The organism is Ensifer sp. SSB1, from assembly GCF_016652895.1.
GTDB lineage: Bacteria > Pseudomonadota > Alphaproteobacteria > Rhizobiales > Rhizobiaceae > Ensifer.
Genome location: NZ_JAEPRP010000040.1, coordinates 25,015 through 44,278, shown reverse-complemented (window position 1 = coordinate 44,278; position 19,264 = coordinate 25,015). Strand labels below are relative to the sequence as shown.

General features: G+C 61.6%; 18 protein-coding genes, 1 tRNA gene and 2 pseudogenes. 7 read left to right on the top strand and 14 right to left on the bottom strand.

What is annotated here, in order from left to right; genetic code table 11:
• A pseudogene (locus I8N66_RS12675) lies at positions 1-180 on the bottom strand (hypothetical protein); the annotation flags it as partial.
• Positions 181-260: 80 nt separating this feature from the next.
• Positions 261-1,715 (bottom strand): TrkH family potassium uptake protein, encoded by a 1,455-nt coding sequence (locus I8N66_RS12670; protein WP_291154129.1) that lies wholly within the window; start codon positions 1,713-1,715, stop codon positions 261-263.
• A gap of 154 nt (positions 1,716-1,869) precedes the next feature.
• Here I8N66_RS12670 and ilvA point away from each other — a divergent pair, with 154 nt between their 5' ends.
• On the top strand, positions 1,870-3,117 hold the full coding sequence (gene ilvA / locus I8N66_RS12665) for a threonine ammonia-lyase (RefSeq protein ID WP_291154127.1): 1,248 nt from the start codon (positions 1,870-1,872) through the stop codon (positions 3,115-3,117).
• A 179-nt stretch (positions 3,118-3,296) separates the two neighbouring features.
• Positions 3,297-3,617, top strand: coding sequence for an HlyU family transcriptional regulator (locus tag I8N66_RS12660; protein WP_113537214.1), 321 nt, complete (start codon positions 3,297-3,299; stop codon positions 3,615-3,617).
• A 167-nt stretch (positions 3,618-3,784) separates the two neighbouring features.
• On the opposite strand, the pseudogene I8N66_RS12655 reads toward I8N66_RS12660, so the two are convergent.
• Positions 3,785-5,754: pseudogene (locus I8N66_RS12655) on the bottom strand (bifunctional 2',3'-cyclic-nucleotide 2'-phosphodiesterase/3'-nucleotidase).
• A 239-nt stretch (positions 5,755-5,993) separates the two neighbouring features.
• Between I8N66_RS12655 and I8N66_RS12650 the strand changes: the two are divergent.
• The gene (locus I8N66_RS12650; protein WP_113537215.1) at positions 5,994-7,241 is read left to right on the top strand and encodes a GGDEF domain-containing protein; all 1,248 of its coding nucleotides are present in this window, start codon (positions 5,994-5,996) and stop codon (positions 7,239-7,241) included.
• Positions 7,242-7,256: 15 nt separating this feature from the next.
• Here I8N66_RS12650 and I8N66_RS12645 read toward each other — a convergent pair whose 3' ends face one another.
• Complete coding sequence (locus I8N66_RS12645; protein ID WP_057255972.1) at positions 7,257-7,718, bottom strand: Lrp/AsnC family transcriptional regulator; 462 nt, start codon at positions 7,716-7,718, stop codon at positions 7,257-7,259.
• A gap of 157 nt (positions 7,719-7,875) precedes the next feature.
• Here I8N66_RS12645 and ald point away from each other — a divergent pair, with 157 nt between their 5' ends.
• On the top strand, positions 7,876-8,994 hold the full coding sequence (ald, locus tag I8N66_RS12640) for an alanine dehydrogenase (protein WP_113537216.1): 1,119 nt from the start codon (positions 7,876-7,878) through the stop codon (positions 8,992-8,994).
• 44 nt (positions 8,995-9,038) lie between these two features.
• Here the strand turns inward: ald and I8N66_RS12635 are convergent, their stop codons facing one another.
• From I8N66_RS12635 to I8N66_RS12615, 5 genes are all read right to left on the bottom strand, one after another.
• Positions 9,039-9,506 carry a DUF1203 domain-containing protein gene (locus I8N66_RS12635; RefSeq protein WP_291154118.1) on the bottom strand — a complete coding sequence of 156 codons (468 nt, stop codon included), beginning with the start codon at positions 9,504-9,506 and terminating at the stop codon, positions 9,039-9,041.
• A 92-nt stretch (positions 9,507-9,598) separates the two neighbouring features.
• The gene (locus I8N66_RS12630) at positions 9,599-10,162 is read right to left on the bottom strand and encodes a GNAT family N-acetyltransferase (RefSeq protein ID WP_291154116.1); all 564 of its coding nucleotides are present in this window, start codon (positions 10,160-10,162) and stop codon (positions 9,599-9,601) included.
• 4 nt (positions 10,163-10,166) lie between these two features.
• Positions 10,167-11,021: a 3-mercaptopyruvate sulfurtransferase gene (gene sseA, locus I8N66_RS12625; protein WP_291154114.1), complete on the bottom strand. Its 855-nt coding sequence runs from the start codon at positions 11,019-11,021 to the stop codon at positions 10,167-10,169.
• A gap of 16 nt (positions 11,022-11,037) precedes the next feature.
• Positions 11,038-11,787: an alanyl-tRNA editing protein gene (locus I8N66_RS12620; protein ID WP_291154112.1), complete on the bottom strand. Its 750-nt coding sequence runs from the start codon at positions 11,785-11,787 to the stop codon at positions 11,038-11,040.
• Positions 11,788-11,794: 7 nt separating this feature from the next.
• Positions 11,795-12,835 carry a cysteine synthase A gene (locus I8N66_RS12615; protein WP_113537219.1) on the bottom strand — a complete coding sequence of 347 codons (1,041 nt, stop codon included), beginning with the start codon at positions 12,833-12,835 and terminating at the stop codon, positions 11,795-11,797.
• A 305-nt stretch (positions 12,836-13,140) separates the two neighbouring features.
• Between I8N66_RS12615 and I8N66_RS12610 the strand changes: the two genes are divergently transcribed.
• Positions 13,141-13,980: an SDR family NAD(P)-dependent oxidoreductase gene (locus tag I8N66_RS12610; protein WP_291154110.1), complete on the top strand. Its 840-nt coding sequence runs from the start codon at positions 13,141-13,143 to the stop codon at positions 13,978-13,980.
• Here the strand turns inward: I8N66_RS12610 and I8N66_RS12605 are convergent.
• The 5 genes from I8N66_RS12605 to I8N66_RS12585 all read right to left on the bottom strand — a co-directional run bounded on the left by I8N66_RS12605 (position 13,968) and on the right by I8N66_RS12585 (position 17,698).
• Positions 13,968-14,294, bottom strand: a complete 327-nt coding sequence (locus I8N66_RS12605; protein WP_113537221.1) for an SMR family transporter — start codon at positions 14,292-14,294, stop codon at positions 13,968-13,970. The two genes, I8N66_RS12610 and I8N66_RS12605, sit on opposite strands and share 13 nt — an antisense overlap.
• Positions 14,281-14,652 carry an SMR family transporter gene (locus I8N66_RS12600; protein ID WP_113537222.1) on the bottom strand — a complete coding sequence of 124 codons (372 nt, stop codon included), beginning with the start codon at positions 14,650-14,652 and terminating at the stop codon, positions 14,281-14,283. Before I8N66_RS12600 ends, I8N66_RS12605 begins: the two co-directional genes overlap by 14 nt.
• Positions 14,653-14,732: 80 nt before the next feature.
• Positions 14,733-15,986: a cyclopropane-fatty-acyl-phospholipid synthase family protein gene (locus tag I8N66_RS12595; RefSeq protein ID WP_291154107.1), complete on the bottom strand. Its 1,254-nt coding sequence runs from the start codon at positions 15,984-15,986 to the stop codon at positions 14,733-14,735.
• A 93-nt stretch (positions 15,987-16,079) separates the two neighbouring features.
• Positions 16,080-17,528 carry a deoxyribodipyrimidine photo-lyase gene (locus tag I8N66_RS12590; protein ID WP_291154104.1) on the bottom strand — a complete coding sequence of 483 codons (1,449 nt, stop codon included), beginning with the start codon at positions 17,526-17,528 and terminating at the stop codon, positions 16,080-16,082.
• A gap of 95 nt (positions 17,529-17,623) precedes the next feature.
• A tRNA-Asn gene (locus tag I8N66_RS12585) sits at positions 17,624-17,698 on the bottom strand.
• A 158-nt stretch (positions 17,699-17,856) separates the two neighbouring features.
• On the opposite strand from I8N66_RS12585, the gene I8N66_RS12580 reads away from it, so the two are divergent.
• Complete coding sequence (locus I8N66_RS12580) at positions 17,857-18,150, top strand: hypothetical protein (RefSeq protein WP_223727358.1); 294 nt, start codon at positions 17,857-17,859, stop codon at positions 18,148-18,150.
• Between the two features lie 187 nt (positions 18,151-18,337).
• Entirely contained in the window at positions 18,338-19,060 is a 723-nt protein-coding gene (locus I8N66_RS12575; protein ID WP_291154103.1) for a thermonuclease family protein, read from the top strand.
• The last annotated feature ends 204 nt before the right edge of the window (positions 19,061-19,264 follow it).

Genomic DNA, 19,264 nt, shown 5'->3' with positions numbered 1-19,264 from the left:
CTGTGAAAAGTCGCTCATCGCTTGGAGAAGCAGGTCTCGCGCCTTTGCCGCAGCGCCCGAAGCGGCAAGTTTCTCCGCCTGCGCCGCCGCATCGGTCAGCGATCCGGCGTGGGTGGTGGTATTCCCGGAAAGTGTCGTGGCGACGGTCATTGTCGCCAGAAGAAGCATATGTTTCACCATGACGTCCCCCATCGCCGGATGACACCGACTTTCGGCATCTGCCGCATCGAGTCAAGACGATAGGGCCGTCCGGCCATTGGTCAATGCTTCCAGAAGACCGGCGTCAGGATCACGAGCACGGTCAGCACTTCCAGACGGCCGAGAAGCATCATCAGCGACAGCAGATAGAGCTCGGGATTGCCGAGCGTGGAAAAATTGCCGGCCGGTCCGATGATGGGGCCAAGTCCGGGCCCGACATTGGAGAGACAGGTGATGACCGCCGACGTCGCCGTGACAAGGTCGTAGCCGAGCGCGCCCATGGCGAGGCTGCCGAAGACCCAGAGCAGGATATAGGTGATGAAGAACAGGAAAATCGCGCGCTGCGTGTCGGCATCGACGGTATTCTTGCCGTAGCGCACCGCATAGATCGCGTTGGGATAGACGAGCTTGTTGAGGCCCGACCGGATCGCGTTGAAGAGCACGATGAAACGGTAAGCCTTGATGCCCCCGGCGGTCGACCCGGAGCAGCCGCCCAGGAAGGTGGCGACGAAGGCGGCCATGACGACGAAGGGCCCCCAGAGGCTGTAGTCCTGGCTGGCATAGCCGCTCGTCGAAAGGATCGAGGTGATGTTGAAGAAGGAATGCGCCAGTGCCAGGTGGAATTCGACCCCATTGGCAAGGCGGTGATAGATGGCCACTGCGATCGAGAAGGCCGTGAGGTACCCGAGGAAGACGATGATCTGCGGATCGCGCAGAGCATCGAGACGGCCGCGGGCGACAAGCACGATCAGGATCGAGAACGGCAGGCTGCAAAGCGCCATGAAGAAGGTCGCCGTCCAGAGCAGCGGGATGCTGCCGAAATAGGCGAAGGATGCGTCGTGGGTCGAGAATCCGCCGGTGGCAACCGTCGACATCGCGTGATTGATCGCGTCGAACCGGTTCATGCCGGTCAGAAAGTAACCGATGGCGCACAGAAGGGTGATGACGACATAGACGACGAGGAACGCGCGGCTGAAGCTTGCAAGGCGTGCAAACGGCTTGTCGCTGGTGTCGGAGGATTCCATCTTGAAGAAGGACATGCCGCCAACCCTGAGATAGGGGATGATGAACAGGCCGAGCACGACGATGCCGATGCCGCCGAGCCAGCAGAGCAGCGAGCGCCAGACCAGCAGCCCCGGCGGCGCATCGTCGAGACCGACGATCACGGTTGCGCCGGTCGTGGTGATCGCCGATACGGATTCGAACAGTGCCTGGGCAAAGTCGAGTTTCAGCGACGACAGCCAGAGCGGGATCGCGCCCACCACCGAAAACACGGCCCACAGCATGTTGACGAGGACGAAACCGAATTTCTTGGAAAATGGTGGCGGCCCCATGCGCGTGGCCATGAAGGTCGTCAGCGACAGGCCGCCGACGATGAAGGCGGACGCAGTGAAGATGCGCCAGTCCGGGTGTCCATAGTAGAGGTCGACCATCGCCGGCACGAGCATCGCGCATGCGAGGTAGATGCCGAGGATCGCCGCGATATGCACAGCATGCCGGATCAAAGTTGCGTTCAAGCGTTCAATTTCCCGGAAAGTGTTGCGGGCGTCCCGGCCGAAGGGATGCAACTGTATTGTTCACGGCGGTCGATTCGAGTCAAAGCGATGGCTTCGCGCGTTGCAATGTGCAATAGCCACGGCCATCGACCAACTCAACGGAAGACCGCACGCGATGAAGCAGGATGTTGAAGCCGCAACCGAAGCCTTGCGGGAGATCTTCCCGCCGACGCCGCTGCAGCTCAACGAGCATCTCAGCGCCCGCTACGGCGCCAACATTTACCTGAAACGCGAAGATCTGTCGCCCGTGCGCTCTTATAAGATCCGCGGCGCCTTCAACTTCTTCCGCAAGGCACTTGGCGCCGGCGCTTCCGGCAAGACTTTCGTCTGCGCCTCGGCCGGCAACCACGCCCAGGGATTCGCCTTTGTCTGCCGTCATTTCGGCGTGCCGGGCGTCGTCTTCATGCCGGTGACGACGCCACAGCAGAAGATCGACAAGACCCGCATGTTTGGCGGCGAGTTCATCACCATCCGCCTCGTCGGCGATATCTTCGACCAATGCTACAAGGCAGCGCGGGACCACGTGGAGGCGATCGGCGGCGTCATGGTGCCGCCTTTCGATCACGCTGATATCATCGAAGGTCAGGCAAGCGTCGCGGCGGAAATCGCCTGGCAGCTGCCTGATGGTGTTACGCCGGATCTCGTCGTGCTGCCGGTTGGCGGTGGCGGCCTTGCTGCAGGCGTGACGGGATATCTCAAGGATGCGGTTGCACCGGACCATTTCATCTTCTGCGAGCCGGTCGGCGCGCCCAGCCTGCGCGAGAGTCTCGAAACCGGTAGCGTCGTGACGCTGGATCAGGTCGACAATTTCGTCGACGGTGCTGCCGTCGGGCGGATCGGCGACCTCAATTTCGCAGCGCTTCGACGTTTCTCGGCCGATCAGGTGATGCTGCTTGCGGAGAACGCGATCTGCCTGACGATCGTCGAGATGCTGAACGTCGAAGGTGTCGTGCTGGAACCCGCCGGCGCCCTGTCGGTTTCAGCGTTGGAGGCGCTTGGTCCCGAGAAACTTGCGGGCAAGACGGTCGTCGCCGTCGTCTCCGGCGGCAATTTCGATTTCGATCGCCTGCCCGATGTCAAGGAACGGGCGATGCGTCATGCCGGGCTCAAGAAATACTTCATCCTGCGCATGGCGCAGCGACCGGGAGCGCTTCGCGATTTTCTCAATCTGCTCGGCGACGAGGACGACATCTCGCGCTTCGAGTATCTGAAGAAGTCTGCGCGCAATTTCGGCTCCATCCTGATCGGGATCGAAACCAAACATGCCGAGAACTTCCCGGTCTTGAAGGCGCGTTTCGACGCTGCCGGGCTGCGCTACCAGGACATCACCGAGAACGAGATCCTTTCCAATCTGATCATCTAGAGCTTCGCTCTCGTGTCGAATAGTTGGAAGCGGAAAGGCGCTCGGGAATCAAAATGCCGGAGCGCCTTTGATACGTCCGGCTGAATGCTCGGCGCTTCCGGTGAGGGTGGGGGTGCGTCGTCGCTCAAAATCGGCACTTATGCTTTGACAGTGCCGGTCGCGGCGTCTAAGTCTTGGGCATGGCATCGTTTTTCTCGAAATTGTTCGGCCGTTCCGGCCCCGCTGAAAACCAGACTCAGGCTGCGCCCGGCAAGACCGAGGCCTATGCCGAATGCACAATTCGCGCGACGCCCATGCGCGAGGGCTCACAATTTCGCCTGGCCGGCAGCATCGAGAAGGCTTCTGCCGATGGCGGAGCCAAGATCCGCAGCTTTATTCGCGCCGATCTTTTCACCTCCGAGCAGGACGCGATCGACGCTACCCTGCGCAAGGGACGCCAGATCATCGACCAGACTGGCCCGTCGTTGTTTTCCGACGACGCCCAGTCGCGCCAGGTTTGATCAATCGCGCCAGCGGCGTAAGCAAATTTCCTCAGATAGATAGCGGACATTCCTAATGTCTCGCGTTCGCATTTGGCGTCCTGCAGAAGGGTCGGCGAATTCTCGCGCATCCGGTCGAAATGGTGGGCCGCCACAGACGGGCGGCCCGGCCTTCGTTTGCTTGACGCTTAGAGCTTGATCCGGAAGCGGGCAAAGCCTTCGGCAGCATCGCCCGCTTCTTCGATCGTTACACCCTTCACCTGTGCCAGGAACTGGCGGGCCTTCGGGCCACTGTCGAAGGTCACGCTGGTATTGGCGAGCGGTACGAAGGTCCAGTTGGCGTCGGCCGATGGATTGATCGTGCCCTGGCCGATGATGTAGCGCACCACAACATCACGGTTGGTATCGGGCGCCACGAACACCACCTTGTCGGCGGCGATATCGGGGAAATTGCCACCGCCGCCAGCCCGGTAGTTGTTGGTGGCGACGACGAATTTCTGCGCAGGGTCAATCGATTGCCCGTTGAACTGCAGGTTCTTGATGCGGTTCGAAGACGCATTGATCGTGGCGCCGTCTTTGTCGAATTTCGGCGGCTGCGATCGATCTGGTAGGTGACGCCGTCGATGATGTCGAAATTGTAGGACGGGAAACTGCCGTTGATCAGCGGCGCGTCCGAAGCGCCCGCTTCGACCTGATTGAAGATACCGGCCGACATCTCCAGCCAGTTGCGCACCTGCTCGCCGGTAATGACAACGGCCTGGACGGTGTTCGGATAGAGATAGAGGTCGGCGACGTTCTTGATCGCGATGTCGCCGGCCGGGACGTCGGTGTAGTAGTCCGCGCCGCCACGGCCGCCGGCCTTGAACGGAGCCGCTGCCGAAAGCACCGGCAGGTCGCGGTACTCGGTGTCCTTCAGCATGTCCTTGATGTACCAGGTCTGCGCCTGGCTGACGATCTGCACGGACGGGTCGTCGGCGACCAGGGCAAAGTAGGAATAGAGCGGCGCACTGGTCTTGCCGACCGGTGTGCGCACATAGGTCAGCGTCGCCTCGTGATCCTTCTGAGCCGCAGCCAGCACCTCCGGCTTGTCGGCGACTTGGGCGATCACCTTCTTTTCCTCGCGGCGGTAGATCGGTCGCGCCTCGCTCGTGGAGCTGACGACGCGCCATGAGCCGCCTTCGCGTTCGACAAGCAGGTCGATCAGGCCGAGATGCGAGCCCCAGAAGCCGCCCATGACGCCGGGCTTGCCGGAGATCAGGCCCTTGTTGTTGTCGACGCCCGCGATGCCGTCGAACTTCGGTCCAGGGAAATCGAGGTGGCTGTGACCAGTAACGATCGCATCGATGCCTGCGATCGCAGCAAGCGGAACGGACGCGTTTTCGAGGTTCTCCGCATAGACCTGCTGGCCGATGCCGGAGTGGGAGAGGGCGACGACGATGTCGGCGCCATCTTCGCGCATCTGCGGCACCCAGGCTTCGGCCGCCTTGACGATGTCGCGGGCATTGGCCTTGCCCTCGAGGTTCTTGGCATCCCAGGTCATGATCTGCGGCGGAACGAAGCCGATGAGGCCGATGCGGATCTGGTGCTCCGTGCCGGAACCGTCCTTCACCTTGCGGTCGAGAATGACATAGGGCTTGAGAAACAGTTCATCCTGACGGGCATTGGCGGCGAGCGCCCCTTTTGTCAGGTTGGCGCAGACCAGCGGGAAGTTCGCGCCGTTCAGGACCTTGAACATGAAGTCCAGGCCATAGTTGAATTCGTGGTTGCCGAGCGTGCCGCAATCATAGCCGAGCACGTTCATCGCGGCGATAACCGGGTGCATGTCGCCATCTTTCATGCCCCGCTGATAGGCGATGTAGTCGCCCATCGGATTGCCCTGGAGAAAGTCGCCGTTATCCACGAGGATCGAGTTCGTCGCCTCCGCGCGGATGGCGTCGATGATCGAGGCGGTCCGGGCAAGACCGACCGTATCGTTGGGCTTGTCGCCATAGTAGTCGTAGGGAAAGACGTGAACGTGCAGGTCCGTCGTTTCCATGATTCTGAGATGCGCCTGGTTAGCGGCGGCGCTGACGGAGAACGGGTGCAGCATGACGAGCGCCGAGGAGGCCGCGGCCCCTGCGAGAAGCGAGCGGCGCGTGAGGTGGAGCGGGGATGTCATCGTTGGCATGCGGTCCTCCATTTATCAAGGATCCCGGTTTTCCCGAGACGAGTGCAATCCGGAGTTTTGTTCGCAGACGCGCGAACCACGGTGGGTTGGCGGCGACTATGCCGGAAAGGCGACATTTCCGAAAGCAGCAGATTTTCGCATTTCGAAGCCCGGCAATCGCCGGCTCCGCTAAAGTTTTCTTCAAACTTCCGGTTTAACCGTGCTTCGGGAAACGGAACTTTTTCAAGCACATGCCAAACGCCAACCTTCTTCTCTTCGTCGGCGAGGCGCTGGTCTACGTTACGGCGATGATCGGGCTGCTGCATCTTCGCGCGCGGCTGGGGCTTGGCGTCTTCGTCGCCGCGCTCGGCGTCATGCATTTCATCGAGACCTATCTCGCCGCGGTTTTCTATGTGCAACTGCCATTCGGTGTGATCTCGCCAGGCTCTGCCGTCCTGTTCTCCGGCAAGCTGATGATGATCCTGCTGCTCTATGTGAAAGAGGACGCGGCGACCGTTCGCCAGCCGATCTACGGCCTGCTCGCCGGCAACTTCCTCACGGTCGCGCTCAGCCTCCTGCTGCGTCAGCACGACACCGTTTCGATCGTGGCGGAGCGATCCGCAGACCTCGCCTTCATCGATGAGATGGGCTGGCTGATGGTCTGGGGGACGACGATCCTCTATTTCGATTCGCTGATGATCATCCTGCTTTACGAGCGCCTGGGTCGGTGGCTGCGGCGCTTCGTGACCATCCGGTTCCTGGTCTGCGGTGTCGTTGTGCTCACATTCGATCAGGCGGCGTTCTATGCGGCGCTACGCTGGTGGAACGGCGCGCCGGCCGAGGTGTTCTGGGGCGGCTGGATGGCGAAGATGCTGGCGGCACCTTTCTATGCCGTCGCCGTCGGTCTTTATCTCAACCTGTCGCGCCACCCGTCGCTGGCAATGTCGGACCGGCCGCTTGGCGATATCTTCAACACGCTGACCTTCCGCGAACGCTACGAGGACCTGCTGTCGCGCTCCGGGCAGGATACGCTGACGGGCTCGCTCGACCGCAGCCGGTTCGAGGTCGAAGCGCCGGAAATGCTGCGTGCGGCGAGCGCCGACAATGCGGCCGTGACGCTGATGATCATCGACGTCGATCATTTCAAGGGCGTCAACGACCGCTTCGGCCACCAGGAGGGCGACCGCGTGCTGCAGCGGCTGGTCGAGACGGTGAAGTCGAAGCTGCGTCCGGTCGACCGGCTGTTTCGCTATGGCGGCGAGGAGTTCGTGATCCTCTGCCCGGCCATGGTTCACGGCGATGCCTTGCGGCGCGCGGACGAGATTCGAATTGCCGTGTCGGATCTCGTCTCGACGCCGGATGGGCGGCCGGTGACGGCAAGCATCGGCCTGTCCTCGACGCCGGACGATGGCGCTGCGGTCGAGAACCTGTTGTCGGAGGCCGATCTTCGGCTCTACGCCGCCAAGGGGCGTGGCCGCAATTGCGTCGTCGGCCGTTAGGCCGAAACCATTCGCTCAAATGCCGACATTCGGCCGGTCGATCACTTCGCGCAGCGAGAAGCTGGAATTGATCTTGACCACGTGGGGCAGTGCCGAGAGCCAGTCGCGGTGAATACGTTCGTAGTCCTGCAGGTCCTTGGCCGCGACGCGAAGGATGTAGTCGTATTCACCTGACATCAGGTAGCAGACGAGCACGTTCGGACAGAGTTTCACCGCCGCTTCGAACTCCGCGAGCGTCTTGGCGAACTGGCCCGACAGCGAAATATGCACGATCACCATGATCTGGTAGTCGAGCGCCTTGTGGGCGATGCGGGCATGGTAGCCGGCGATCGTTCCCGATTTCTCCAGGATGTCGACCCGCCGCGAACAGGCAGATGGGGAGAGTCCGACCTTCGCCGCGAGGTCGGCATTCGAAATCCGACCGTTCTGCTGGAGTATGCGTAGAATCGCATGATCGATGGCATCAAGTTCGCTCATTCGTGATTTCCGCCAATCATGTATCACTTTACGCAATCTTCTTCGAAATCAATGCGCCCTGGGTTTCGTCTTTGCAAGGACATTCGAAAGACGGCGTGTTTTGCTGAATGCCTCGTCAAAAGTGGCGCAAAGCCCATAACAGGAGAGGAACGCAAGGATGCGTGTCGGTTGCCCGAAGGAAATCAAAAACCATGAATATCGAGTCGGCCTGACGCCCGGCTCGGTGCGTGAATATGTTGCCCATGGCCACGAGGTGATCGTGGAAACCAAGGCCGGGGCAGGGATCGGCGCGGATGACGATGCTTACCGTGCCGCTGGCGCGAAGATTGTCGCGACGGCAAAGGACGTGTTCGAAAAGTCGGACATGATCGTCAAGGTCAAGGAGCCGCAGCCTTCCGAATGGGTGCAGCTCCGCGAAGGCCAAATTCTCTATACCTATCTCCATCTTGCGCCCGATCCGGAACAGACCAAGGGTCTGTTGAATTCCGGCGTCACGGCGATCGCCTATGAAACCGTCACCGACGACCGCGGCGGGTTGCCGCTTCTTGCGCCGATGTCCGAAGTTGCCGGACGCCTGGCGATCCAGGCGGGCGCAACCTCACTGCAGAAGGCCAATGGCGGCCGCGGCATCCTGCTCGGCGGCGTGCCGGGCGTGCTTCCGGCGAAGGTGACTGTGATCGGCGGTGGCGTCGTCGGTCTGCATGCTGCACGCATGGCGGCCGGTCTCGGCGCGGATGTCTCCATTATCGATCGCTCGATCCCGCGCCTGCGCCAGCTCGACGATCTCTTCGCCGGTCGCGTGCACACACGCTACTCGACCATCGATGCACTGGAGGAGGAAGTCTTCTCCGCCGATCTGGTGATCGGCGCTGTGCTCATCCCCGGTGCTGCGGCACCGAAGCTCGTGACCCGGGAAATGCTGACCGGCATGAAGAAGGGGGCGGTCATCGTTGACGTCGCCATCGACCAGGGCGGCTGCTTTGAAACGTCCCATGCGACGACGCACTCCGACCCGACCTACGAGGTCGACGGTATCGTGCACTATTGCGTCGCGAACATGCCGGGCGCCGTGCCGGTGACGTCGGCGCATGCGCTGAACAACGCCACGCTCCACTATGGCCTGCAACTCGCCGACAAGGGCCTGAAGGCGATTGCCGAGGACCGACACCTGCGCGCCGGCCTTAACGTGCACCGTGGTCGCGTCACCAACGCGCCGGTCGCCGAAGCGCTCGGCTACGATGCCTACGCGCCGGAGGCCGTCCTGAGCGTCGCCTGACGATTGATCCTTTCGGCCCGGCAGCGATGCCGGGCCAATTCATGTCAGAGCATTTCGATCCGGCACTGGTAGCAATTGTTCTTGGCTGAACGCACATGGACGGACGAAACGTCCGGTCGCGCCAGCAGTTCTTCCGCCCGCGCCTGCAGTTTTTCCGTCGGAACGACACCGCCTGTCCCGTAGACGATCCGTTCGTTCTCGCCATAACCGCGCAACAGATAGCTGACACTTGAGGCCAGGATCGGTGGAAGCGCGTTGCCGTCATGCGCCGGGCATTCTTCGGCATGCATGAACACCGGGCCGGTCTCAGCATAGGGCTGCAACGAGGAAAACGGCCGCAGCGCAAAGATCAGGTAGGGCTCGCCAGCTCCGACATTGCGCAGGCAATGCCGACAGGGAACGCCGTCTCCATCGGAGATCTCCCGTTCTGGCGGATTGCCATATGCATCTGGCCCGCCTTCTCTCATCCGGCGGGCTTCATCGTCGGACATGGGAATGTAGCGCAACCGCATGGTGTATCTCCTTGATCGACTTGAATTGTTCGATCAGGAGAGTGCACCGGCCGCGTTCACCAAGACACCCGGAACTTGCCGGATGGTGTTCGTCAAAGATTTTTTGCGAGCGCCAGCAGTTCGTCGTCGGTCAGAGGTTCGACCGTGGTCTCGCGGGTGGCGACCGGCGAGAAGCCGAATTGCTGGTAGAGTTGCAGCGCGCGCGGGTGGTCGAGATTGTTGGTCGTGACCGTCAGCTTGCTTGGGTTCAGTGCCCAGGCGGCAAAAAGCGTCTGGAGCAGGAACCACTTGCCGAGGCCAAGGCCGAGAGCGTGTTCCATCAGGCCGAAATGGACGAGCTCGACGACGTCGTCTTCGCGCTGGTGCAGTTCGAAGAAGCCAGCCGGTGCGCCGTTCACATAAAGCACCGTGACGCTCGTCCGCTTGTCGGCAAGCACCGCGGCAAGGTCCTCGTCGCCCATCCGCAGCCGCTCGGTCCAGTGCCAGCGGCGGCCGACACGCAGATACAGAAAGCGGTAGTAGCTGAGCGGAATGTCCGAGACGCGCAGGATCGCGGTCTGGATATTGACCGGCATCGGCAGGCTCTGCTTCGGCGGCGCCGTCATTTCGAGTTCGGTTACGTGCGCTGTCAGGGAGGTGAGCTTCGGCGAGCGCATGATATCACTCTCGACCGGTCACGATCGTCGTGTCTGCTCGGCCACCCCATTCCGACCAGGAGCCGTCATAGAGCGTGTTCTGCGTATGGCCGAGCGATTGCAGCGCCAGGGTAATGATGGCAGCGGTGACGCCCGAGCCGCAGGTCGTGACCACCGGCTTCGCAAGATCGACGCCTGCGTCGGCGAACATCTGACGCAGGCTCGCCAGATCCTTAAATTTTCCGTTCTCCGAGAAGGTGCCGGACGGAAGGCTATGGGCGCCGGGCATATGGCCAGAGCGCATGCCGGCGCGCGGCTCCGGCTCTTCGGCGTAGAAACGTCCGGCGCCGCGGGCGTCGGCGATCTGGATCGAGCCATCCGCAACGATTTCCGTCATCCGCGTGAAGGAGGTCACGGCCGCCGGATTGAAATGGGCATTGAACGTCGCCGGCTTGGGTGAGGGCACCTCGGTGGTGACGGGGCGGCCTTCCTTGTTCCAGCCGTCCATTCCGCCGTCGAGCACGTAGACGTCCTTGGCGCCCATGATGCGCAGCATCCACCAGACGCGCGGCGCGGTCATGATGCCGGGACCGTCATAGACGACGATCGTGTCCTTTTCGCTGACGCCCAGTGCGCCGACCGCCGACGCGAAGGCTTCCGGCGAGGGCAGTGTGTGGGGCAGGCCGCTGGTGTGGTCGGCAATAACGTCCTGATCGAAGAACACGGCGCCGGGAATGTGGCCGGCATCGTATTCCGCCTTCGGGTTGCGGTTCTGCGCCGGCAGGTACCAGGCAGCGTCGAGGATCCGGATCGAGGGATCGCCAAGGCGCTCCTGCAGCCAATTGGCGGAAACGACAAAGGCGCTCTTGTTGTTGGTCACGGTCGCAACTCCCTACTCAAACTGATGCGCGATCTTCGGGCGTGCCGAAGCGGATACGGAACCTACGGTTTTCCTTGCCCTTCTTCTCGATCTTGGCGATGTGGATGGCGCCGACTTCCTGCGTTTCCGACACATGTGTGCCGCCGCAGGGCTGGCTGTCGAGCGCCGAATTCTCGCCGATGCAGACAAGGCTGACGCGCCCTAGACCCATTGGGGGGCGCACATTCTTCGATTTGACGATGCCAGGGTTGGCGGCGAGTTCGTCGTCGGTGATCCACTGGACGTAGACGGGGTGATTTTCTTCGACGAGCTTCATCAGCGCCGCGGTGACATCGTCCCTGTCGATCGTCTCGCTCATGTCGAAATCCACACGGCTCTCGTCCTCGCCGACCGAGGCTCCGGTGATGGGGAAGGGGCAGACGACCGAAAGCAAATGGCAGGCGGTGTGCATCCGCATCAGGCGGTAGCGGCGCGGCCAGTCGATGTGAAGGACGAGTTTCTCGCCAATGTCCGGTACCGCCTGTCCTTCAGCCGGTACATGGACGATGATGTCCTTGGTCGCGCCATGGCGCGCGACCGCGATGTCGATGCGGCTCCCGTCGGCACGCTCCAGAAAACCGGTGTCGCCGGGTTGGCCGCCGGACGTTGCGTAGAAGCAGGTCTGATCCAGTTCGATCCCGCCGTCCTCCAGAATTCCCGTCACGCTCGCTTCGCAGGTCGAGAGGTAGAAATCGTCACGGAAGAGGGCAGTCACGGTCCTGGTCATCGCATTCCTATCCAACTGATTCGTATGGCACGGCAATGTTGGAAGACGTCTTCAACCAGGCCGGCACAGGCAGCCCCTTGGAGGCCAGGAAGTCCGGGTTGAAGAGCTTCGACTGATAGCGGTTACCATAGTCGCAGAGGATCGTCACGATCGTATGTCCGGGACCGAGTTCCCTTGCGAGACGGACCGCACCGGCAATGTTGATGCCCGTGGAACCGCCGACGCAGATGCCTTCCTGCTCGATCAGGTCGAAGACATAGGGCACGGCTTCCGAATCCGGAATTTGGTAGGAGAAATCAGGGGTGAAGCCCTCGAGATTGGCGGTAATGCGGCCCTGGCCGATTCCCTCTGTTATCGAGCTGCCCTCGGCCTTCAGTTCGCCATTGGTGTAGAAATTGTAGAGTGCGGCGCCTTGCGGATCGGCAAGGCCGATCTTGATCGCCGGGTTCTTCGCCTTCAATCCCTGCGCAACGCCGGCGAGCGTGCCGCCGGATCCGACTGCGCAGATGAAGCCATCGACCTTGCCATCCGTGTCGCGCCAGATCTCCGGCGCCGTGGTTTCCACATGCGCGTCGCGGTTGGCCACGTTGTCGAACTGATTCGCCCAGATGGCGCCGTTCGGCTCAGTCTTTGCCAGTTGTTCGGCAAGCCGGCCGGAGATCTTCACGTAGTTGTTGGGGTTCTTGTAGGGAACCGCCGGCACTTCGACCAGTTCGGCACCAAGCAGGCGCAAGGCGTCCTTCTTTTCCTGGCTCTGGGTTTCCGGAATGACGATGACGGTCCGATAGCCGAGCGCCTGGCCGACGAGCGCCAGGCCAATGCCGGTGTTGCCGGCCGTGCCCTCGACGATGACGCCACCTGGGCGCAACTGCCCGGTTTTTTCCGCATGCCGGATGATAGACAGCGCGGCGCGATCCTTGACCGATTGCCCCGGGTTCAGAAACTCGGCCTTGCCGAGGATCGCGCAGCCGGTGGCCTCCGATACGGCCTTGAGCCGAATCAAGGGTGTGTTGCCGATCGCTTCGAGGACGGACGGTAGAATGGCCATTTTCAGAACCTCGTGTTTGAGGACAGGCGCCGGAACAGGGCGACGAGTACCAGGGAAAGACGAACGGCGACTGACGAAAATCAACAACGATCCCGGACCGCCGAAATGTTGGCGTGTTTTCGGCTCAGCCTGCACTTCAGGCAAGAAATAGCGTTTCGCCGCCGCTCTGTCCCGAACAAAAATCGTCTCCAAGGCATGTGGGGCTCAGCGGCAAGGAAGCGTTGCCGCGATGAAGGGCCGGGCAAGTCTTTTTCGCCCACAAGGAGATGCGTGCGTGTTTCCCGGCGCGTGCCGAGGAGTGAGTGATGAGTATTCAGTCTGCGAAATCCGAACATAAACTGGCTTGGGTTACCGGCGCGAGCGTCGGCGTTGGCCGGGCTTTGGCGCTCAAGTTGGTGCGCGAGGGTTATTCGGTGGTTGTCACCGCCAGAAGCCACGAAAAGCTGGTGGACCTGCAGCACGAGGCAGCAGGCGAGGGAAGGGTCACGGTTCTCGACGGCGACGTCACCGACCCCAAGGACATGGAGCGCGTGTTGGCGGCGATCGAGTACGACCATGGCCACCTGTCGCTGGTGATCCTCAATGCCGGAGTGGCCGTTCCCGTGCGCGGCGATGATCTTCATCGCGAAGCCTTCGAGAAGAGTTTCGCAGTCAATCTCAATGGGGTGGTCAACTGCCTTCTGCCGGCCGTTGCCCATATGAAGGCGCAGGGCTTCGGCCACATTGCCATCGTGTCGTCCGTCGCCGGTTACGGCGGGCTGCCCACCAGCGCCGCCTACGGCGCTTCAAAGGCTGCGCTGATCAACATGGCCGAGAGCCTGAAGTTCGATCTCGATCGGATCGGCATCCGCCTGCAGATCATCTGCCCCGGTTTCGTCGATACGCCCGGCACGGCGCGGATACGCTTTCCACGTCCGGCTCTCGTCAGTTCCGAGCAGGCGGCGGATCGCATCATTGCGGGTTTGAAGTCGCGGCGCTTTGAAATCAGCTTCCCGCGGCATTTCACCTACGCGGTGAAGCTCCTGCGTCTGCTGCCCTATAGTCTCTATTTCGCGCTTGTCCGGCGGCTGACGGGTGTCGTGGCCGAGGCAAGGGAAGCGAAAAAGCATGCGGGCTCCGGCGAGCGACGGCGTCAGGCGGTGTGAAGCACAAGCACGGCGCCGAAGATCAGGGCAAGCCCGACCCAGCCGATCGGTTTCAGCTTCTGCCCGAAAAGTAGCCGTCCGCAGATGGCCGTTCCGAAAATCCCGGTTGCGCCAAGCACGGCATAGGCGATCGCTAGTTCCATGCCCTTGATTGCCTCGGCGAGGAGCGCGAAGGCGGCAAGCACCAGCAGAATGGAAAGCGCGCCCCAGCCGCGGCGGGCAAAGCCTTCGGATTTCGTCGAGGCCAGGTTGGCGGCGACATCGAGAATGCCTGCCATTACGGCGAGCGCAAAATAGATGTTAGGCGCGCTCATTGGCTGCTCCTTCCGCCGCGGCTTCTTCCTCGTCGTGGCGCTCTCCCGCATTGACGAGCAGGATGCCGACGATCGCCATCGAAAGCCCGAGGATCTCGCGTCCGGTCAGCACGTGGCCGAAGATGAAGACGGAAACGAGCGTGATGATCGCGACGCCCGAACCCTCCCAAATGGCGTAGGCGACGCCGACGGAGATCGTCTTCACGGCCTTGGCGAGGAAGACGTAGGAAAGCGCGATCGAGACATACATGACGATGTGGCCGAGATAAGAGCCGCTCGAGGACGCGGCCTTCATCACCGTCAGGCCCACCACTTCGGTCGCGATGGCGAGCGCGAGGAAAAACCATGCAAGGCGCATGCGGAACCTTCAATTGAGAATTGGATAGACCGCCTCTTAAGCGCTACGCGCGGCGCGGTAAAGACGCGCCGGATGCGTTCTTATTCGAACACGATCTGCCGGACGTCGATGTTGCGGGCCCGGAACCCGGCTTCGCAGTAGTAGAAATAGAACTCCCAGAGCCGTTTGAAGCGAAGGTCGAAGCCGAGCGGCTCGATCTTGTTCCAGACCGACCAGAAGCGCTGGCGCCATTCGCCAAGTGTGCGGGCGTAGTCTATGCCGAAGCCGAAATCGTTGCTCATGCGCAGGCCGACATGGCGACCGAGATCGATGAGATGTTCGCGCGTCGGCAGCATTCCGCCGGGGAAGACGTATTTCTGGATGAAGTCCGGGTTGGCGCGGTATTCCTCATAGGCTTCCGGCTTGATGGTGATGATCTGCAGTCCGGCCTTGCCGCCCGGCTTCAGGCATCGCTTGAGCTGCGAGAAATAGGTCGCCCAGAATTTTTCGCCGACGGCCTCGAACATCTCGATCGAGACGATGCGGTCATAGGTGCCTTTCTCCTCGCGATAATCCTGGAATTTGAGTTCGACGCGGTCGGCAAGACCTGCCCGGTGGATGCGTTCGCGGGCGAAGGCCAGTTGCTCGCGGCTGATCGTCAATCCCGTCACCTTGCAGCCGATTTCGCCCGCGGCAAATTCCGCAAAGCCTCCCCAGCCGCAGCCGATCTCCAGCACGTGGTCTCCGGCGCGAAGGTTGGTCGCTTCTGCCAGCGCGCGATATTTGGCCGCCTGCGCGGAGCGGAGATCGTTGGCGCCGGTTGCGTAGAGCGCCGATGAATAGGTCATGCTCGGGTCGAGCCATTCGCGGTAGAAGGCATTGCCGAGGTCATAGTGAGCGGAGATGTTGCGACGCGCGCCGGACTTCGTGTTGGCATTGCGCCAATGCAGGAACTTTTCGATCAGCTGAAGCAGGCCGCGCGCCCGGTTCGGGAAATGCTTGCCGATCTCGGCATTGATGAGGAAGAGTTCGAGAAAGGCGCCCACATCGGGACTGTCCCAGTCGCCGTCGATATAGCTCTCGGCAGCGCCGATGGTGCCGCCTGTCACGGCGCGTTGCGGCAGTTTCCAGTTGTTCAGGGTGAGGATCGCGCTCGGGCCTGCTCGCTTGCCCCTGATCACCAGTTTGCGGCCATCCGGAGCCGTGAGCATCAAGACCCCGGCCTGAAGATGCACGAGCGCGCCGAGCACCATCCGTGCCTTCAATGGGAAGTCCCTGAGGACCATCGAGAGATTCTCGGCAGAAAGCTCCTGTGCGCCGTTGAACGCGGCGAGACTTGCTTCCAGCTCACGCATACACCACCCCCTCAGCTGTTGCATCCGTAGGGTGAGCGTAGCGGCATTCGCCTGAGACGCCAACCGTGGAATTCTACCGGGGGCCTGTATTCGCTACGGTTCTCTCGGCGCGCTTGTGATCTCGCGGAACGCTGCGAGCGCTCGATCCCGGGCCATGGCATGGTCAACGATTGGCCTTGGATAGGTCGCGCCGAGTTCGATGCCGGCACCTGCGAGGAGTGCGGCCGGAGCAGCAAAGGGGCGATGGATGTAGCGCGGCTCCAGACGTTCGAGTTCCGGCACGAAGCGCTTTACGTAGGCGCCGTCCGGGTCGAATTTCTCGCCCTGGAGAACCGGATTGAAAATTCGGAAGAACGGCGCCGCATCGGCGCCCGATCCCGCGACCCATTGCCAGCTTGCCGCATTGTTGGCCGGATCCGCATCGACCAGCGTGTCGCGAAACCAGGCTTCACCCCTCCGCCAGTCGATCAGCAGGTCCTTGATGAGGAAGGAGGCGGCGATCATCCGCACGCGGTTGTGCATATAGCCATGCCGCCAGAGCTGGCGCATGCCGGCGTCGACGATCGGAAATCCGGTCAGGCCCTTGGACCAGCGGGAAAAGTCGCCTTCGTGGTCAAGCCATCGGAAAAGATCGAATCGGCGATCGAGGTTGCAGCGGGGGAGTTCGGGATAGTGAAACAGCAGATGGTAGGAGAACTCGCGCCAGGCGACCTCCTTTCGGAAGGTGGCGACACCTTCACCGGCTTCGGTCTGCAACCCTTGCGTCGCGTGCCAGATCTGCGCCGGTGAGATTTCCCCAAGGGCAAGGTGGGGAGAGAGCAGGGATGTGCCGTCAGCGTCAGGAAGGTCCCGGCGAACTTTGTAATCTTCCAGCTTCTCGTCGATAAATTCGTCGAGGCGAGCTGCCGCGCCTTTTTCTCCCGGCGTCCATATTTCGCTGAACGTGGCTGCCCAGTTCGGTTTCGCTGGCAGAAGCGACCATTGGTCAAGCGGCTCGGACGACGGCCAGGTTTCCGGTGACGCGATTTGTTGCGGTTCGTCGATCGGTGGAGCCGGTTCAAACTTCGAATCGAGGGCGCGCCAGAAGGGCGTGAACACGCGATAGGGGCCGCCGGCCGTCGTCAGCAGGCGCATGGGTTCATGCAGCAACTGCCCGGCAAAACTCTCGGCGGCGATCCCCTGAGCTGCGAGCGCCTTCTTCACGGCGGTATCGGTGGCGATGCCAGAGGGATCGTAGCGGCGATTCCAATGAACGCGCTGCGCTCCTGATTTACGCGCCACGTCGGTGAGCACGTCCAGCGGGTCGCCGGAGCGCAAAATGAGTTGCGAGCCGAACTGGGCGAGGCGAGCCCTCAGCGCCTCGAGCGAATGATGCAGCCACCATTGCTGCGCAGCCCCCAGCGGACCGTTGCCGCTTTCGGTCGGCTCCCGGATATAGAGCGGAACGACGGGGCCGTCAGCCGCTGCAGCCGCAAGGGCCCGGTTGTCGGCAAGGCGCAGGTCCTTGCGGAACCAGACGATGATGGGCGCCGCCTTTGTCATGAATACCGTCGAGGTTTGGGATTGCTCACCCGGGGAACATAGGTGCAAAATGAAAAAGAGCCATCTGCATCTCTGCAAATGGCTCTTTTAGAAAGTGGCTCCCCGGGCCGGATTCGAACCGGCGACCTGTCGATTAACAGTCGAATGCTCTACCGCTGAGCTACCAGGGATCATCCGCGCCGCTGTTTGCTGTGCGCTTCAGAAGTGAGGCTGCTAATACGCATGCTTTTCTGATTTGCCAAGCGGTTTTTTCAAAAAAAGTGACAAGTTCGGTTGCGAGGCTGTGGAGAAGTCCCCAATTGTGGGAAAAGACGCCGGATAGGGAATGATGAACAAAAACAGGAAGCAGATGCATTTCGGGATCGATCCGCAGACACGACAGATCGTGCTCGGCAAATGGCGCATCACGCTGCCGGAATCGCCACTGCTGCGTATCCTGTTGGGCTCACTCCTGGTGTTCTGCGGCTTTCTCGGCTTTCTGCCGGTGCTCGGCTTCTGGATGATACCGCTGGGCCTCATCGTTCTTTCGCACGATCTCCCATCCGTCCGCCGCCGCCGCCGCCGTCTGGCAGTCTGGTGGGCGCGTTGGCGCGGGCGGGCAAACTCGTCGAAGGGGTCGTGAGCCAAAATTCGTCGCGTCCGTCTCTCGGTGGCCGTCTTCGTCAACGCCGAACCGCACCGACCTGTCTAGTTCGATTCTCCTGCCACTTGATTCTTTCCGAGCCTGCATCTGGCTATTGAGGGGCTGCCGAAAACTTTTCGGCAACGCATCAAACGCATAATGCGGTCGCGAATCAGGATGAGGACGCATGGCCAAAGCCACTACGAAACGTCGAAGCAGGAATTCCGGCCGGAGCAAGGGCAAGCAAGGCGGTATGGCGCCGTGGTATCTGGCCGCCGCGGTTATCGTCGGTGGCGTAGTCGCCTATGATCATCGCGCCGAACTGAAGCACTGGCCGGTGGTATCGGATGTGGTGGCGTTCACGTCCCGTCATGATTCGAAGCCGAAGCCCGCACGTGTCGCCCAGAAAGCGGACGGGCGTCCCGCGCAGCAAGCGGAGAAGCAAAAGCCAACCCCCGTGACAAGAGTTGCGCTTGCAGCTCCCGTGCCGTCGGTGGACGTCGGCGCGAACGCGCCGACACCCGCGGTGCGGCCGAATGAGGAAGTCAAAACGGCATCGATCCGCACGGATCAGTTTTATTTCTGTGGGATTCGCAACGACAACTGCGTGATCGACGGCGCCACTTTCCTCTACCACGGAGACACGATCCGCGTGGCGGACGTCGATGCACCGCGTATTCGCCAGGCAAGCTGCGACAAGGAACGTTCGCGCGGCTTTTACGCCAAGCAGCGCCTGCGCGAACTGCTGAACGCAGGTGACTTCAGGCTGGAAACGGCGAACAGTCGTCAGGACGCCAAGGCCGGTGAAAAGCTGCGGCTGGTCACTCGCGGCGATCAATCCATCGGACGCGTCCTCGTAAACGAGGGACTGGTGCGGCCGTGGACGGGACACACGACGCCCTGGTGCTGAGGCCGATATTTACAGAACCGCAATGCCTTCGAAGGAAGACATTGCCGCAGCACGCTTGACCAATGTGGTGATTTTTCGGAGGCCGCAGCTCACGCGGTGGTGGTGTGCTGATGGCCTTCTGACTGGATCCCGCATGTCTCGCCGATCCGCCCCCTCAACCGGTTATGGCGGCAACGGCTCCGGCGTCGTGTTCATCCGGTATCA